This is a genomic window from Oerskovia sp. PE-21s (assembly GCF_056158145.1).
The window spans coordinates 139,180-154,989 of record NZ_JBUXJM010000006.1; the positions used below are offsets into that span (position 1 = coordinate 139,180).

13 protein-coding genes and 1 pseudogene are annotated in these 15,810 nt (G+C 73.7%); 6 read left to right on the top strand and 8 right to left on the bottom strand.

Annotated elements, in window-relative coordinates; genetic code table 11:
• The first annotated feature begins 155 nt into the window (after positions 1-155).
• The 3 genes from ACZDYF_RS13195 (at position 156) to ACZDYF_RS13205 (ending at position 2,861) form a co-directional block, all read left to right on the top strand.
• Positions 156-1,043, top strand: coding sequence for an alpha/beta fold hydrolase (locus ACZDYF_RS13195; RefSeq protein WP_475057520.1), 888 nt, complete (start codon positions 156-158; stop codon positions 1,041-1,043).
• 62 nt (positions 1,044-1,105) lie between these two features.
• Positions 1,106-1,477, top strand: a complete 372-nt coding sequence (locus tag ACZDYF_RS13200) for a YybH family protein (protein WP_191791784.1) — start codon at positions 1,106-1,108, stop codon at positions 1,475-1,477.
• A gap of 76 nt (positions 1,478-1,553) precedes the next feature.
• Positions 1,554-2,861 carry a low temperature requirement protein A gene (locus ACZDYF_RS13205; RefSeq protein ID WP_475057524.1) on the top strand — a complete coding sequence of 436 codons (1,308 nt, stop codon included), beginning with the start codon at positions 1,554-1,556 and terminating at the stop codon, positions 2,859-2,861.
• On the opposite strand, the gene ACZDYF_RS13210 is transcribed toward ACZDYF_RS13205, so the two are convergent.
• From ACZDYF_RS13210 to ACZDYF_RS13230, 5 genes are all read right to left on the bottom strand, one after another.
• A complete protein-coding gene (locus ACZDYF_RS13210; protein ID WP_475057527.1) occupies positions 2,858-3,547 on the bottom strand; it encodes a PAS and ANTAR domain-containing protein in 690 nt (229 codons plus the stop codon). The genes ACZDYF_RS13205 and ACZDYF_RS13210 overlap by 4 nt on opposite strands.
• A 196-nt stretch (positions 3,548-3,743) precedes the next feature.
• A complete protein-coding gene (locus ACZDYF_RS13215; protein WP_475057532.1) occupies positions 3,744-8,324 on the bottom strand; it encodes a lamin tail domain-containing metallophosphoesterase family protein in 4,581 nt (1,526 codons plus the stop codon).
• 168 nt (positions 8,325-8,492) lie between these two features.
• Positions 8,493-9,167 carry a histidine phosphatase family protein gene (locus ACZDYF_RS13220; RefSeq protein ID WP_475057536.1) on the bottom strand — a complete coding sequence of 225 codons (675 nt, stop codon included), beginning with the start codon at positions 9,165-9,167 and terminating at the stop codon, positions 8,493-8,495.
• A gap of 130 nt (positions 9,168-9,297) precedes the next feature.
• A complete protein-coding gene (locus tag ACZDYF_RS13225; protein WP_475057541.1) occupies positions 9,298-9,912 on the bottom strand; it encodes a hypothetical protein in 615 nt (204 codons plus the stop codon).
• A 78-nt stretch (positions 9,913-9,990) separates the two neighbouring features.
• On the bottom strand, positions 9,991-10,899 hold the full coding sequence (locus tag ACZDYF_RS13230) for an NAD-dependent epimerase/dehydratase family protein (protein ID WP_475057544.1): 909 nt from the start codon (positions 10,897-10,899) through the stop codon (positions 9,991-9,993).
• 106 nt (positions 10,900-11,005) lie between these two features.
• Between ACZDYF_RS13230 and ACZDYF_RS13235 the strand changes: the two genes are divergently transcribed.
• The gene (locus ACZDYF_RS13235) at positions 11,006-11,383 is read left to right on the top strand and encodes a winged helix-turn-helix transcriptional regulator (protein ID WP_475057549.1); all 378 of its coding nucleotides are present in this window, start codon (positions 11,006-11,008) and stop codon (positions 11,381-11,383) included.
• A gap of 21 nt (positions 11,384-11,404) precedes the next feature.
• Here ACZDYF_RS13235 and ACZDYF_RS13240 read toward each other — a convergent pair whose 3' ends face one another.
• Both ACZDYF_RS13240 and tmk read right to left on the bottom strand, forming a co-directional pair.
• Complete coding sequence (locus ACZDYF_RS13240) at positions 11,405-12,541, bottom strand: DNA polymerase III subunit delta' (protein WP_204807568.1); 1,137 nt, start codon at positions 12,539-12,541, stop codon at positions 11,405-11,407.
• 197 nt (positions 12,542-12,738) lie between these two features.
• A pseudogene (gene tmk / locus ACZDYF_RS13245) lies at positions 12,739-13,359 on the bottom strand (dTMP kinase); the annotation flags it as partial.
• An 80-nt stretch (positions 13,360-13,439) separates the two neighbouring features.
• Here tmk and ACZDYF_RS13250 point away from each other — a divergent pair.
• A complete protein-coding gene (locus tag ACZDYF_RS13250; RefSeq protein ID WP_475057553.1) occupies positions 13,440-14,171 on the top strand; it encodes an HAD-IA family hydrolase in 732 nt (243 codons plus the stop codon).
• Positions 14,172-14,178: 7 nt separating this feature from the next.
• Here ACZDYF_RS13250 and ACZDYF_RS13255 read toward each other — a convergent pair whose 3' ends face one another.
• Entirely contained in the window at positions 14,179-15,276 is a 1,098-nt protein-coding gene (locus ACZDYF_RS13255; RefSeq protein ID WP_475057556.1) for an FUSC family protein, read from the bottom strand.
• A gap of 66 nt (positions 15,277-15,342) precedes the next feature.
• On the opposite strand from ACZDYF_RS13255, the gene ACZDYF_RS13260 reads away from it, so the two are divergent.
• Positions 15,343-15,810: an N-acetyltransferase family protein gene (locus tag ACZDYF_RS13260; protein WP_475057560.1), complete on the top strand. Its 468-nt coding sequence runs from the start codon at positions 15,343-15,345 to the stop codon at positions 15,808-15,810.

Here is a 15,810-nt window from a genome sequence, read left to right on the forward strand (position 1 = left end):
ACGTCTCGCCCGCTCACCGTGCACGACCACCACCCGCGAGGCAGGGTGGGAGGAGACGGTGCGATGAGTTCCGGCGACGCGGCAGGTCTTGGTCCCATACCGCTGAGACGGTCGGCGCCCATGCCGTCCCGCTCACCCGACCGAGAGGCACGACAGTGACCGACATCGAGACCCGCACCCTCGAAGCCCCGGGGGCGACCATCACCTACGACGTCCGCGGGAACCTCGCCGACGCCACGCCAGAGGCCCCGGTCCTCCTGATCGTCGGCTCCCCCATGGGCGCCGACGGGTTCGTCACGCTGGCCTCGCACTTCACGGACCGGCCGGTCGTGACGTACGACCCGCGCGGAGTGTCCCGGAGCACCCGCACCGACCCGTCCGCACCCGTCACTCCCGACCATCACGCCGACGACCTGCACCTCGTGATCGAGGCCCTGGGCGCCGGACCGGTCGACGTCCTGGCGAGCAGCGGCGGGGCGGTCAACGCCCTCGCGCTCGTCACCCGGCACCCCGAGCAGGTGCGGACCCTCGTGGCGCACGAGCCGCCGTCGGGTCCCGCGCTGCCCGACCGCGACGCCGCGCTCGCCGCGGTGCAGGCCGTCTCGCGGTCCTACCAGGACAAGGGGTTCGGCGCGGGCATGGCGCACTTCATCGCCCTCACGAGCTGGGAAGGCCCGTTCCCCACCGACTTCGCGGACCAGCCCGCGCCCGACCCGGGCGCGTTCGGGTTCCCCTCCGAGGACGACGGGTCGCGCGACGACGCGCTGCTGGGGCAGAACCTCATCAGCTGCACCCACTACGAGCACGACTACGACGCCCTCTCCCGCGTCTCGACGCGGGTGGTCCTGGCGGCCGGGGAGGAGTCGGGAGAGCAGATGGCCGCCCGTGCCGCCCGGGGGGTCGCGAAGAACATCGGCACCGAGGCCGTCGCGTTCCCCAGCGGGCACGGCGGGTTCATGGGGGACGAGTACGGCATGCCCGGTGACCCCGACGGGTTCGCCGCCGCGCTCCGCAAGGTCCTCGAAGGGACGGACGTCCGCTGACGGGCAGGTCGGGCGCTCCGGGCCAGGAGGCGCCCGGCCGCCCGACCGACAGGAGGGATCACATGGACCGCGACGGTGTCATGGCATGGGTCGACGCGTACGAGACGGCCTGGCGCGCGGAGGACCCGCGGGCCGTCGCGACCCTGTTCACCGAGGACGCCGCGTACGCACGCTCGCCCTACGACGACCCGCTGCGCGGGCACGACGCGATCCGCGACTTCTGGCTCGCCGACGCCGGGGAGACCTTCACCATGACGGCCGAGCCCGTCGCGGTCGACGGGCTCGCGGCCGTCGTCCGGGTCGAGGTCCGCTACGGCGGGGCGACGCCGCAGGAGTACCGCGACCTGTGGATCCTGCGCTTCGCGGACGACGGCCGCGTGGAGGACTTCGCGGAGTGGGCGTACTGGCCCAGCAAGCCGTACACCGCGGGCTGAGACCCCGCCCGCGCCGACGCGCACGCGCCCGTCCTCGCCCGCGCCGAGGCACGCCTCGCGTGCGAGGATCGCGACCATGAGCGCCGCCTCGCCGCCCCCGGCCCCGACCGGCCCGCCGGGCTCGTGGGGCATGCGTACCGACGTTCTGCGCCACGGCCACGGCCACGACTCGGACAAGGTCGGCTACGTCGAGCTGTTCTTCGACCTCGTGTTCGTCTTCGCGGTCACCCAGCTCTCCCACTCGCTCATCGCGCACCCCGACGGTACGACCCTGGTCCAGACTCTCGTGCTGGGGGCCGCGGTCTGGTACCTGTGGATCGACACGACGTGGGTCACGAACTGGCTCGATCCCGAACGCACGCCCGTACGGACGCTGCTGATCGTGCTCATGCTGCTGGGGCTGCTCATGTCGAGCGCGATCCCCGAGGCGTTCGGCGACAAGGCGCTGCTGTTCGCGGGGACGTTCGTCGCGATCCAGGTGGGGCGCTCGGCGTGGACGGCGTTCGCGCTCCACCGGCACTGGCCGGAGAACGGCACGAACTTCGTGCGCATCACGGTGTGGCAGGTGTCCTCGGGCGTCCTGTGGATCGCGGGCGCCCTCGTCCCCGACGGCTCGTGGCGCATGCTCCTGTGGGTCGCGGCGGTGCTCGTCGACTACGCGGGTCCGCGCGCGCTGTTCAGGGTCCCCGTGCTGGGGCCGACCGACCCCGCGACGTGGGTCGTGCGCGGCGGGCACATGGCCGAGCGCGTGGGGCTGTTCATCATCATCAGCCTGGGCGAGTCGATCATCGTCACGGGGACCGCGTTCGGGGAGCTCGAGCTGACGGGAACGGTGCTCCTCGCGTTCCTCGCGGCCTTCGCGTCGACGGTCCTCATGTGGCTGCTGTACTTCGACCGCTCCGAGCGGCGTGCGACGGCGTTCTTCGCGGGCTCGGACTCGCCCGGCATGATCGCGCAGACGGCGTACACGTACGTCCCGTACCTGCTCGTGGTCGGGATCGTGCTCACCGCCGTCGCGGACGAGATCGTGCTGCTGCACCCCCTGGGCCACGAGGACGCGGGGCACTCCGACCCGTGGACCGCCGGGCTGATCTGCGGCGCGGGCATGGTCTACCTCGTGGGGAACACGTTGTTCCGGCGCGCGACGGGCGGGCCGTGGTCGGTGCCGCACGTCGCAGGCGTCCTCGCGCTGGGCCTGCTCTACCTCTCGTACCCCGTGCTGTCGCCGCTCGCGATCAACTGGGTCTCGAACGGTGTGCTGCTCGCGGTCATCCTGGGGGACGTCGGCCTCTCGCGGCGCGCGTCCACCGACGAGGGGCGTCCGCCCACCGCCGGAGGGGGCACGCCGTCCGCCGGAGACAGCCCGACGGCGGAGCGCCCCTAGCCCACCTGGCTCGCCGGCGACGGTGGCCGGGGCGTCTCGAAGAAGTGGTCCAGGTCCTCCCGCGTGAGCGACGCCCCGTCGTGACCGCCCGCGAGGCTCCCGAGCAGGCGCGCCGCCAGCTCACGGACGGGTTCGTTGGTGACCGACGAGTGGTGCCGTAGCACCTCGAACGCCTCGTCGTCGTCGAGGCCGTAGACGACCATGAGTGCGCCCTTGGCCTGCTCGATCGTCGCCCTGCGGGCCGCGGACGCCGAGACCGCGCGGGTCGCGTGCGCCTGGGCGAAGGCCTCCTGCGAGTCGGTGAGGTCCATGAAGTAGCCCGCGACCTGCGTGACCTCACCGGTCTCCGGGTCGACGTCGCCCTGGCCGACCACCCCGAGGATCCGGGTCCTCCCGGTGGCGTCGACGATCCGGTACATGCAGCTGAACGGGTCGCCGGTGCGCGTGACGTCGGCGAGGACGCCGGCCACCCGGGTCACGTCGTCGGGGTGCTTGTGGGCGAGCATGAGCTGGGTGGTCGGGACCACCTCGTGGGGCGCGAAGCCGTGCATCTCGAACAGCTCGTCGGACCACCACCACCGGCCGGCGGGCACGTCGAGCGTGTACCGCGCGACGGGCTGCTGCCCTCCTGCCAGGAGGGCCGCCACGAGCCCTTGGTCCTTCTCGTCCTTCGTGTCCTGTGCCATCGCGTCGACGCTCCCCAGTGCACCCCTGCGGGCTGCCCTCCCCCAGAGTCCCATCTTTCCGATGGTAGGCACGCCGGGTCGGGGCGCAACAGGTCGCGGCCCCCGCGCTCGTGCGGGTCCCTACCCTGCCCCGACGGCCCGACGGCGCCGCTCGCCTGAGAAGGCGAGCGGCGCCGTCGGGCGTGGGCGTGGTGGGCTACTGCCCGCCGTCGCCCGACCCGCTCGCGGTGGCGCGGGCCGTGCGGCGGTTGCGCGCGACGAGCGCGCTGCCGCCCGCGACGAGCAGCAGCGCGAGCCCGACGAGAAGGCCCGCCTGGGTCCCGGTCGCGGGAAGACGGGAACCGAGGCCCGTGTCGGCGCCCCCACCGGCGCCGGCTCCCGTGCCCGGGTCGGTCGTCGAGCCCCCGGGCCCCGCACCGCCCGTACCACCCGTGCCACCCGTCGAACCGCCGTCGCCGCCCGGGGTGACCTCGGCGAAGTTCACCAGGTACACCTCGGAGGAGTCGGTGCCGCCGTACGGGTCGGCGGTCACGACGTACCAGCCGTGCTCGCCCGCGCCGGGGCGCTGCCAGGTCGCGGACAGCTCGGTGCCGCTCTCGACGTCGTCGAACTCGGCGATGGACCGCGTCATGAGGACCTCGGCCGTGAAGCCGTCCGACGTGAGGGTCTTGGTCCGCGGCTCGATGCCGAGCACCGCGTACGGGATCACGAAGTCCTGGTGCTCGGGCGCGAGCGACGGGTCGTCGGAGCCGTACCGGTCGAGGTACGGCGAGTACGTCCGGGCGTGGATCGTCCGCCCCTGGTTGTCGAACTGGAGCAGGCGCAGGAACGACTGGCCGCCCTCGGGGAGACCCTGGTAGTCGAAGAGGATCTGGTGGACCGAGCGGTCGGTCACGCCGTCACCGTCGTCGTCGAACGCGTCGACGCGCGTGAACGCGTCGTGGTAGTGGCCGGAGAAGACCATCTTGACGTTCGGGTTGGTCGCCACGACCTCGTCGTAGATGCGCTGCGGCACGGGTCCCAGGCCACCGGTCGTGAGCATGTACTCGTGCAGGTTGATGATCGCCTCGCGCTCGGGGTAGCGCGCGAGGACCTCGTTCATCCACGCGATCTCGTCGTCGCCCGGTCCCCAGCCCATGTAGAGCATGAGGAAGTCGATGCCGCCCGCGGTGATCAGGTCGTAGTGCCCGCGGTTGTCCTGGTACGAGCCGCCGTACCAGGGGTTGGCCGCGTAGCGGGCCTCGCCGAAGAGCTGCGAGTACGGCCCGTAGTCGATCTCCTTGTGGCCCACGTCGTGGTTGCCCGCGAGCACCCCGTAGGGCAGGCCGGCGTCGTCGAGCATCGAGTAGGCAGCGTCCGCGTTGGCCCACTGGTGGGGCTGGGTGTGGTTGTCCACGATGTCTCCCGTGTGGAAGACGTACTGGAGGTTGGTCGCCTCCCGCTGGTCCAGGAAGTAGTCGTGGATGTCGAGCTGGCGGTCGTAGTAGGAGTCGTTGTAGTACTGCGTGTCGGACTCCCAGCCGAGCGTGAAGTCGTACGCCGAGCGCGGTGTGTCCTCGGGGTGGTTCGGGGTCACGGGCGTCTGCCGCGTCGAGAGGTCCTCGCCCGCGAAGCCCTCGGAGTGCTGCACGAGCACCGTGAGGACGCCGTCGCGCGCGTGGTCCTTCGCGGGGACGGTCGCGGCGAGGGTGAACGCCTCGGGCTCGGTCGCCCCGGCCGCGGTGACGTGCCGGTCGACCTCGTCCCAGTCGCCCGTCGCGGTGTTGAGCACGTACAGGAGCACCTTGGCGTCGGCGTTGGCCGACCCGTCCCACGTGAGGCGGGTCGCGTAGTCCTCGCCCGCGTCCTCGGGGATCGTGACCTGGTAGGTCCGGTAGGGGAACTCCGCGTCCGAGGACGTGGTCGCGCCCTCCGCGCGTGCCGTGTCGCCGGCGCGCACGCCCGGGCCGGGCCGGGCGAGCGCCGCGTCGGCGGCGACGCGCGTCGTGCCCGACGACGTCACGACCGCCGCGTCCTCGTCGTCGAGCCGGTAGCCCTCGCGGAACGAGACGTCGAGACGGTCGCCGCTCGGGTCGGTGACCTTGGCGCGCAGCTCGACCTCGTCCCCCTCGACGGTCGTGCCGCCCGCGGGCGAGACGGCCTCGGAGCCGGGGTTCTCGACGGGGGTCGTGAAGGTCACGGTCCGCTCGCTCCGGTTCCCGACGGCGTCGCGCGCCGTCAGCGCGAAGGTGTGCTCGCCGTCGGGCAGGACGAGCGAGGACGTCGCGTACGGGAGGGTGACGGCCTGGCCGTCGAGCGTCGCGGTGAGCGACGCGAGCCCCGATCCCGCGTCGGTCGCGGACGCGTCGAGCGTGAACTCGCCGCGGTAGTCCGTGCCGTCCACGGCGTCGGTCGTGATGACCGGGCTCGTGTTGTCGACGACCACGGCGGCCCGCGCGGAGTCGGTGCCGTCGGTCGCGGCGACCGTGTGCTCGCCGTCGGCCACGGCCGTGGTGTCCCAGGCGTGGGACACCGCGGTGAAGGCGTCGTCCGGGAGCGTGAAGCGGGCGTCGAAGAAGTCGAGCTTGCCGACGCTGTCCCCCATCTGGAGCACCTTGGTCGGGTCGTCGTACCCGGCGGGGCGCAGCGTGCGGCCGTCGGGCAGGACCAGGCGAAGGTTCTTGATCTGGAAGTCGTCGTTGTTCTCGTCGGGGTCGATCTCCGGGGCGGCCTTGGTACCTGCGTAGACGCTCACGACGAGCTCGTCGCCCTGGCGCACCATGCGCAGCGGCACGTTGGTCGCGATCGTCTCGTAGCCCTCGTAGATGCCGTCGTCGAAGATGTTCAGCACCTCGCTTCCCGACAGCACGCCGTTGCGGAAGAAGGTGTTGACGCCACCGGCCTCGAACGCGAAGACGGGCTCGTCCTCGAGCGCGGGGGCGACGGGGGTGACTCTCGTGCCGTCGATCGTGAGCGACAGCGGGCTCGGGTACGTGTCGCCCGCGGCCGCGACGGGCGTCGTGCCCGTGACGAACTCGCCCTCGGCCACGCTCAGGCGCACGGGCGCCGTGTCGACGCCCGTGATCTCGATCCGGCGCGGGGCCGTCCGGGTCTCGTGCGTGCCGTCCGAGGCGACGAGCACGTACTCGTACCAGCGCTTGCCCGTGAGGTCGGCCGGGTGGATCGCGTGCCGGAAGGCGGTCCGGGCACCGGAGCCGTCGGCCGCGAGACCCGCCGCCAGGTCGATCCGCTGGTAGTCGGCGTCGACGTCGCTGCGCAGCAGCAGGCGCACCGAGCGCACCTGGACGTCGTCGGTCACGGTCGCCTCGATCGCGAGCTCGTCGGCCGGGTCGACCTGCGCCGGGGTCGCGTCCTCGACCGTCGGCGCGGCCGTGTCGGCCGGGACCTCGACGGGCGCGGCGGGCTTCTGCGCGGCGGAGACCGCGCCGGGCGTCGCGGCGCTCACGCCGATCTTGCGCTGGACCATGGCGTCGGCCGCGTCGGCCGCGTACTGGATGCCCTGGTCCGCGACCGGGTCCTTGGCGCCACCCAGGTTGTAGTAGGCCCGGTTGAGCGCGAAGCCCGTGCGGGTCGTGATCTCCAGCCCGCGGGGCGAGGCGTTGGCCATGCCGCCCGAGCGGATCTCCAGGAGATCGGTCCCGGCCACGAGGTGCGTACCGAACTTCGCGTTGAAGTCGGCCTCGGTCAGGTGGTCGTTCTGGCCGTTCTTGACCCACAGCACGAGCGTCCCGCCCGCGGGCACGACGACGTCGCCCGGCACGGCCGGCCACTCCACGACCTGGCTGTTGGTCAGGTCGTCGAGCGGGTAGAGGTAGTTCAGCGTGTAGTCGTCGAAGTCCACGGGGGTGCTCGACGCGTTGTACAGCTCGACGAACTCGTAGCCGTCCCCCGTCCCGACGTTGGACGAGTCGGGCAGCAGCTCCGTCACCTGGAGGTGCGCGCCGTTCCCCGGCGCGGGCTCGGTCGTGGGCGGGTCGGTCGGTGTCTCGCTCGGGCCGGGCGTGGGCTCGGTCGGCTCGGTCGGCTGGTCCGTCGGCTCGGGGCTGGGCTCCGGGTCGGGAGTGACGGGCGGGACGAGCGCCTCGGGCGCGACGACCCCCGGTGACGGGACGCCCTTCGCCTCGAGCAGCACCGCGGACGCCGCACCCGTGGCCGGCACCTGGAAGTGCGCCGTGCGCCCGGCCGCGACGGACCCGGCCGGGTAGAACGACCAGGTGGGGGACGCGCCGTCGGGCCCGAGGACGCGGATGCCGCGGTCCCCGCCGTTGGCCATGCCCGCCTGGCCGCTCACGCGCACGAGCCGGTAGTCGCTCGCGGTCGCGCCCGCGGCGGCGTAGTGGTCGCGGAAGTCCTGCTCGGTGCGGACCGAGGTGTCGACGTTGCCCGACGTGTAGTCGAGCCACAGGACCACGGCCTGCCCGGCCGGCACGACCGTGCCCGCCGGGATGCTGAGCGGCACGTCGCGCGAACGGTCGTCCGAGTCGGCGTACGTGTACGCGAGCCCGATGCCCGCGGCCGTCAGGTCCACCGGCGCGTCCGAGCGGTTGAAGAGCTCGACGTACTCGAAGTCGTCGACGCCGGTGTTGTCCGGGGCGAGCTCGGAGACGAAGAGGGGGAACGGTGTGCTCGCGGCGGCCTGGTGCAGAGCCGTCGGTGCCGCGGACGCCGCGGGCGCTGTCGGTGCGCCGGCCGTCGCGACGGCCGCGGTGCCGACGGCCGTCGTGAGGCCGATCGACACCACGGCGACGCAGCCGGTGAGTCGTCTGGTCAGGGACATGCGGGTTCCTCCGGTCTTTCCCGGTCGTGGGGGTTCCGCTGGACCGTAGGAAACCGGTGTGAACCGCAGGTGGCCCGACATGTCGGGTACCTGAACGTCGGATGACCTGGGCACCCGTTCCGGGGCAGGAGTGACGCACGCCTCACCGGGCGAGGCGCCCGGCGGACCTCAGGCGGACAGCGGCGCCGCCGCCGGCGCAGGCCGCGCAGCGAGCGAACCGTGCCCGGCGACGTCGATCCCCACGGCGACCACGCGCGCGACGCCGCCCGAGACCTCGACCGTCGAGACCGAGGCGTTGGGCAGCGCGACGAGCCCGACCGGGTCGATCGTCGCGAGCATCGCGCCGAGCGTCAGCCCGTGGCCCACGACGAGCACGTGCTCGTCACGGACCGCGCCCGGGCCGGCCGCATCGTCGTGCGCCGCGACGATCCGACCGAGGACCGCCCGCACGCGCGCCATGAACTCCGCACCAGGCTCTCCTCCGCCGATGCCCGGGTGGGTGCCGGCGAGCACAGCGGGCACGAGGGTGCTCCACGGCACGACCGCGTCGAGCTCTCGCTCGGGCCGTCGCTCGAACGTGCCGAAGGACAGCTCGCGCAGGTCCTCGTCGACCGTGAGCGTGAGCTCGGGGTGGTGGCGCAGGATCTCGATCGCCGTGAGCACGGCGCGGCCTTGGGGCGAGGAGTAGGCGGCGTCGAACTCGTGGCGCGAGAGGTGCTGCGCCGTGACGCGCACCCCCGCTCGGCCCGTCCGCGTGAGCGGCGAGTCGCACGCGCCCTGCAGGTGGCGGCGGGAGTTGAGGACGGTCTGGCCGTGGCGGACGAGCGTCAGTGTGAGGGTCATCGTCGAAGTGCCCTTTCCGGTGGTCCGGTGCCTTGTCGCTCGCGACGCTAGCCCCGGCGCCCGGCGCCACGGTGTCCCCGGCGGGACGCCCGCACGACGATCGGGTGAACGTCGCGCGGCTCCCGGAGCGTCAGTCGCGTCCCCGACGCGAGGCCTTCCGCAGCGCCGGGACGACGAACGTCACGCCGATCCCCGCGACGATCCACCCCCAGCCGAGGTCCGGGTAGGCCGGGGCGAGGACGTCCGAGAGCCCGGCGTCGGCGAGGCGAACGAGCGTCCCCTGCTCCTGGGCGAGCGCGGGCACGACGCCCACCGCGACGAGCGCGATGCCGAGCCACCGGGCCGTCGCCGTACCGTCCAGGACCGCGCGCGCACCTCGCGGGCCTCGCCGGACGAGAAGGTAGGTGAGGAAGAACGCCACACCGACCAGCGCGAACAACGCGATCAGGTCGATCTTGTCCAGGGGGCGGTGGAGGTAGACGTCGGTCCAGGGCATGGTCTCCCCCAGGACAGTGGTCACCCCGACCTGGTCGGTCCCGACCTCCGCTGCGCCGGTGACCTTGGCGGCATCGACCACTCGCACGTCGACGAGCCCGAGCGGCCGGGTGAAGCCGTTGACGAGGTGGATCAGCGCGAGGCCCCCGGCGATCACCGCGCCCGTCAGGGCGAGCGCACCAGCCTTGCTCTCGTCGCGGGCGCGGGCCTCACGCCGGTCGGACGTCCTGGGGGGAGCACTGTCGGCCATGGTCTCGCTCTCGTCGCTGGGCGGGTCGCCACATCCTCCCGGAGGGCCGGGGCTGCGTCCAGCCCCGGCCGATGCGCCTCAGTGCGTCGCGGGGGCGGGCGCGTAGCTCCCGGTCTCGAGCTCCTGCGTGAGCGGCGGACGCGTGGGCGACCAGCCCGCCGCGCGCGAGCGCGTCGTGGTCGCAGCGCGCTGGTCGAGCAGGAGCGCGTCGGCGAAGGGTGCGCCGAGGCGCGCGCGGCTCGCGTCGTCGCTCTCCGGCCCGACGGCGCCGCCCAGCCCGGCAGCACGGCTCGCGGCCCGCGTGAGGTCGGCGACCGTGGCGTGGTCGTCGCCCGTGCCGAGGAGGCGCCCCGTGAGCCCCTGCTCGAGCGCGAGCACGTAGAGCTCCGCGAGGTCGTCGACGTGCACCGTCGCCCAGTGCTGGGTGCCGCTGCCGACCAGGGTGAGCGCGGCGTCGTCGGGCCCGGTGCGCGGGGCTCCCGCGAGGAGGTTCGGGATCCCGCCCCCGTGGCCGTGCACGACGCCCGGGACGACGACCGACGCGACCACGGCCCCCTGGGCCGCGGCGGCGAGGAGCCGCTCCTCGATCGGCACGCGCCACGCGACGATCGCGGGCGGGTCCAGGGGCGAGTCCTCGACGATCGCGTCCCCGTTCCCGTAGACCCAGATGCCGCCCGTGTGGACGAACGGCCTCGTCGTGCCGTCGAACGTCGCGAGGACTGCGTCGACGACCGAGGTGTCGATCGCGGGACTCGTGCCGTCGCCCGCGGCCGCCGTGTGGACCGCCGCGTCGACGCCCGCGAGGAGCGACGCGACCGCGGTCGTGTCGGTGATGTCCGCGATCACGGGCGTCGCTCCCGCGGCCTCGACCGTGCGGGCCGCCCCCTCGCTGCGGACGAGGGCCAAAACCTCGTGGCCGTGCGCCTTGAGCGCGGTCAGCACCGCGGAACCGACGTACCCCGTGCCACCTGTGAGCAGAACCTTCATGTCAGCCTCCTCGACCCCACCCGGGGTGCCGGCGACGCCCGGCGCGTCGCGATGAGGTGACAGTATCCAGCGGGTACCAATGACTTCAACGTGCCATTATTACCTCATGGATACTGTGGCGGTCCCCGTCGACGAGGTCCCCGACGTGTTCTCGCCGACCTGCCCCTCGCGGCTCGTCGTCGAGCGCCTCGGCGACAAGTGGACCCTCCTCGTCCTCATGGCGCTGCGACCCGGCGCGCTGCGCTTCGGCGAGCTGCGCGACAAGATCGGCGCCGTGACCCCCAAGGTCCTCACGCAGACCCTCCGCTCGCTCGAACGGGACGGGATCGTGACCCGCACCGTCTACGCCGAGGTTCCGCCGCGCGTCGAGTACACGCTGACCGACCTGGGCCGCTCGCTGCTCGAGCCCATCGACGCGATCCGCGCCTGGTGCGAGATCAACGGCGACCGCATCGCTGCGGCGCGCGCCGCGTCGACGGTCTGAGACCGGCCTCTGCCGGTCTGCTCACCCCTGCGGGCGCAGCGCGATCGCCATGGCCTCGAGCGCGAGCAGCGGCGCCACGTTGCCGCCGAGCCGCTCGCGCGCCACACCGATCGCGTCCATGCGGCGCACGGTCTGCTCGGGCGTCGAGTCCTCCGCGAGCGCCTGTACGGTCTCCGCGAGCTCGGCGTTGACGAGGTCGACCTGCGCGCCGAGCTGGACCACGAGCACGTCGCGGTAGAGCGAGAGCAGGTCCAGCATCGAGCGGTCCAGGACGTCGCGCTGGTGACGGGTCGCGCGACGCTTCTGGTCCTTCTCGAGGTCGGTGAGCTGGGACCGGAGCCGGGGCGGCATGGTGCCGCCCGCCTCGACGCCCAGGGCGCGCAGGAGCTCGGCCTTCTCGATCGCGTCGCGCTCCTCGGTCGCGGCCTTGGCCTCGGCCTGCGCGACCTCGACGAGCTCGCCTGCGGCGACCACGGCGTCCCCCACGCCACGGATCCGGCGCGCGAGGGACAGCACCGACGACCTGCGCTCGCGCGCCTTGCCGTCCCGGGCCAGGCGCCGGGCGAGGCCGATGTGGCTCTGGGCGGCACGTGCCGCGGCCTCGGCGACGACCGGGTCGACGCCGTCCCGTGCGACGAGCAGCCGTGCGACGGCCTCGACCGGCGGGACCCGCAGGGCGACCCCGCGGCAGCGCGACCGGATCGTCACCAGGACGTCCTGCGGGCTGGGCGCGCACAGGATCCAGACCGTGCGGGGCGGCGGCTCCTCGATGGCCTTGAGCAGGACGTTCGTGGTCCGCTCGGCCATGCGGTCGGCGTCCTCGACGATGATGACGCGCCAGCGCCCCTGCGACGGGCGGCGGCTCGCGACACCGACGAGGTCACGGACCTCGTCGATCGTGATCGTCACCTTCTCCGTCGCGACGATCTTCACGTCGGCGTGCGTGCCCGCGAGCGTGGTCGTGCACGCCTGGCACACCCCGCACCCGCCCTGCTCGCACTGCAGCGCGGCCGCGAAGGCCCGGGCCGCGTTGGACCGGCCCGAGCCGGGCGGGCCGGTCAGGAGCCAGCCGTGCGTCATGGCTGCGGGGTCGGTCGCCGCGGCCGAGAGCATCTCGACCGCGTGCTCCTGCCCGACGACGTCGTCCCAGACCGTCACGGCGCGGCCGTCTCGGGAGCACCCGTGGCGGCGGTGCCCGCGGCCGTCTCGGCGGCGGGACCGGGCGCCGGGTGCGTCACGGGACGCGTGACCGGCAGGTCCGCGAGGTCCGGTGCGTAGCCGATCGCGGAGTCGGAGTCGTCGAACCCGTCGTCGGGCAGCGCCTCGACCGTGTCCTCGGCCTCCTCGACCACGGGCGTGAGCTCGAGCCGGGCCGCGAGGTCGACCCGGATCTGGGCCTGGATGTCGTCGATCGACGCGGTCGCGTCGATCACGACCCACCGCTCGGGGTCCGCCGCGGCGCGAGAGAGGAACGCCTCGCGGGTGCGGCGGTGGAAGTCGATCCCCGCGCTCTCCAGACGGTCGGGCTTCCCCTGGAGCCGCTCGGCCGCGACTGCGGGGTCGAGGTCCAGCAGGACCGTCACGTGCGGCATGAGCCCCTGCACGGCCCACAGCGAGATGAGCTCGACCTCGTCGACGCCCAGCTCACGGCCACCGGACTGGTAGGCGACCGACGAGTCGAGGTAGCGGTCCGTGACGACCACGGCGCCGCGCTCGAGCGCGGGCCGGACCAGGTGCGCGACGTGGTGCGCGCGGTCCGCCGCGTAGATGAGTGCCTCGGTGCGGGCGTCCATGTCCCGGCCGTGCAGCACGGCCTGTCGCAGCTCGACGCCCAGCTCGGTGCCGCCGGGCTCGCGGGTCAGCACGACCTCGCGGCCGGTCAGCTCGCCCAGCCACTCCCCCAGGAGTCGGGACTGGGTGGACTTGCCGACGGCGTCGCCGCCCTCGAACGAGATGAAGTAACCGGGTGTGCTCACGCGCCCACGATAGTCGGGCCACCCGACAAGGGAAGGTCGCACGGGACGGGCCGCACGACACGGCCGGTAGCCTCGGTGGCATGTCCGTCCTCCCCGTACCCGGTCCTGGCCTCCCCGACTCCCCCGCGCTCCCGAGCCCCGGCGTCGCGTTCGCGGGGCGCACGTTCGACGCGATCCTGTTCGACATGGACGGCACCCTGATCGACTCGGTGCCCGCGGTCGACCGGAACTGGCGCCGCTGGGCGCACGAGTACGGCCTGGCGGACGCGGACACGTTCCAGATCGAGCACGGCACCCCGGCGAGGACGTTCATCGCGCGCCTCCTGCCCGCCGACCTGGTCGAGGAGGCGTACCACCGCATCCACGACCTCGAGCTCCACGACACCGAGGGCGTGCGCATCCTCCCGGGCACGGTCGACGCGTTCGCGTCGCTGCCCGCGACGCGTCAGGCCATCGTCACGTCGTGCACGCGCCCGCTCGCGGCGGCGCGCATCGGGGCGTCAGGCCTGGTGCCGCCCGCGGTCGTGGTCACGGCCGACGACGTCACGCACGGCAAGCCCGACCCGGACCCGTTCCTGCTGGGCGCCGAGCGGCTCGGCGTCGACCCGTCGCGCTGCCTCGTGGTCGAGGACGCGCCCGCCGGGGTCGCCGCGGGCCGGGCTGCGGGGTGCGCGGTGCTCGTGGTCGAGGGCACGCACACGCTCGCCCAGCTCGCGCAGGCCGCCGTGGCTCCCGACGCCGGGGCGAGCGGGCTCGACCGGGTGCGCTTCACCGTCGGGCAGGACGGGTCGATCAGCGTGACCGACGCCTGACGGGGACCTACTCCTCGCCCAGCGCCGCGACCCCGCGCCGGATCGCGAGCACGGTCGCCCCCGCGACGAAGTAGTCCTCGTCCGAGCCGCTGCGCACGTCGCGCACGGCGCGTCGCAACCGCTCGGTCGTGTCCCGGACGCGGTCGAGCGCCTCGGGTTCCGCGAGCGCCCCGACCGTGGACCGCACGGCGTCCGCGTACGCACGCAGGGCGTCGCGCACGAGGGGTCGCAGGGACTCCCCGAACGCGAGGTCGTCGAGGTCCTGCCTCTCCCACCCCGTGACGAGGCGCGTCAGGTCCCCGACGACGGACGACGTGACGCCCAGCGCTGCTGCCTGGGAGCCCTGCGCCCGGGTCGCCTCGGCGTACCGGCGGGCGCGGCGGTTGATGCGTGCCGCCTCGCGCGCCTGCTCGGCCGACCGCTGCGACCGGTCGACCACCGGACCGAGGAGCAGGCGCCGGTCGTCCCACTCCTCGGGAGAGGGCGCGACGTCGCTGTCGAGCCCGTCGGCGAGGTGGTCGAGCTGGTCCGCGAGCGCGCTCCTGAGGCGGTCGAGCTCGACGTCGGACGCCGCGAGCGGCAGCGGCGGGAACAGCAGGTTGATCCCGATCCCGACCAGCGACCCCACCAGGACGAGGCCGATGTACGCCCCCATGTACCCGACCTTGTCCGCGTTCCCGATGATGAGGACGAACAGCGCCGAGGTCACGGCCCACGACCCCATGTCTCCCAGGAGCCCCCACCCCGCGACGAGGATGGAGACGGCGACGACGAGCGCGATCGACAGGGCGCTGGGCGCGAGCACCAGGTCCGCACCACGGGCCACGAGCGCCCCGACGACGATTGCACCGACCGCCTGGAAGGACTCCCGGACGGACCGGGCCACGGTGCTCGTGGTCGCGACGACGGCACCGAGCGGCGCGTAGTACGGGTAGTCGGAGAAGGGTTCGGGCAGGACGATCCCGACGACCCACGCGACGGCGGCGGCCACGGCGCCGCGCAGTGCCATGGCCCACCGGGGGTGCAGGTGCCACTGCCGGAGCGCGCTGGCGGCCAGGCCGCGCGCTCGGGCGGTTCGTGGGCGGGAGACGCTGGGGGAACTCATCGCGCCACCCTAGGCACGGCTGGGACGCGCCCGCAGAGGCGGGCTCCGGGTGGGTACGGTGTCGCCGTGACGACGACCTGGCGGGTGCGCCCCGTCCTCCTCGACGACGAGCACGAGTGGCTCGACCTGTACGCGGGCTACCGCGCGTTCTACGAGCTGCCCGCGGACGCGGCGCGGGACGCCCTGGTCTGGTCCTGGCTGCACGACGGCGCCTCGGGGGTCCGCGGCCTGGTCGCCACGGACGGGACGCGCCTGGGCGGCTTCGCGGTGCTGCGGACGTTCGAGCGCCCGCTCGACGGCTCGCACGGGTGCTGGCTCGACGACCTGTTCGTCGCCGAGGCGGCGCGGGGTGCCGGGGTCGGGCGCCTGCTGCTCGGGGCCGTCGGGGTGCATGCCGGGGACCTGGGGGCGAGCGTCGTGCGCTGGATCACGGACCCGGCGAACGCGACGGCGCGGCGGCTCTACGACTCGGTCGCGACCGCGACCCCGTGGGTCACGTACGACATGTCGCCGGGGACGGTCCCGGGGGCCTGA

Excerpts from the sequence above, each read along its gene's own strand:
- ACZDYF_RS13235 (WP_475057549.1), top strand. The coding sequence starts at position 11,006 with ATGGATACTGTGGCGGTCCCCGTCGACGAGGTCCCCGACGTGTTCTCG.
- ACZDYF_RS13230 (WP_475057544.1), bottom strand. The coding sequence starts at position 10,899 with ATGAAGGTTCTGCTCACAGGTGGCACGGGGTACGTCGGTTCCGCGGTG.
- ACZDYF_RS13200 (WP_191791784.1), top strand. The coding sequence starts at position 1,106 with ATGGACCGCGACGGTGTCATGGCATGGGTCGACGCGTACGAGACGGCC.
- ACZDYF_RS13250 (WP_475057553.1), top strand. The coding sequence starts at position 13,440 with ATGTCCGTCCTCCCCGTACCCGGTCCTGGCCTCCCCGACTCCCCCGCG.
- ACZDYF_RS13210 (WP_475057527.1), bottom strand. The coding sequence starts at position 3,547 with ATGGCACAGGACACGAAGGACGAGAAGGACCAAGGGCTCGTGGCGGCC.
- ACZDYF_RS13225 (WP_475057541.1), bottom strand. The coding sequence starts at position 9,912 with ATGGCCGACAGTGCTCCCCCCAGGACGTCCGACCGGCGTGAGGCCCGC.
- ACZDYF_RS13255 (WP_475057556.1), bottom strand. The coding sequence starts at position 15,276 with ATGAGTTCCCCCAGCGTCTCCCGCCCACGAACCGCCCGAGCGCGCGGC.
- ACZDYF_RS13215 (WP_475057532.1), bottom strand. The coding sequence starts at position 8,324 with ATGTCCCTGACCAGACGACTCACCGGCTGCGTCGCCGTGGTGTCGATC.
- ACZDYF_RS13220 (WP_475057536.1), bottom strand. The coding sequence starts at position 9,167 with ATGACCCTCACACTGACGCTCGTCCGCCACGGCCAGACCGTCCTCAAC.
- ACZDYF_RS13205 (WP_475057524.1), top strand. The coding sequence starts at position 1,554 with ATGAGCGCCGCCTCGCCGCCCCCGGCCCCGACCGGCCCGCCGGGCTCG.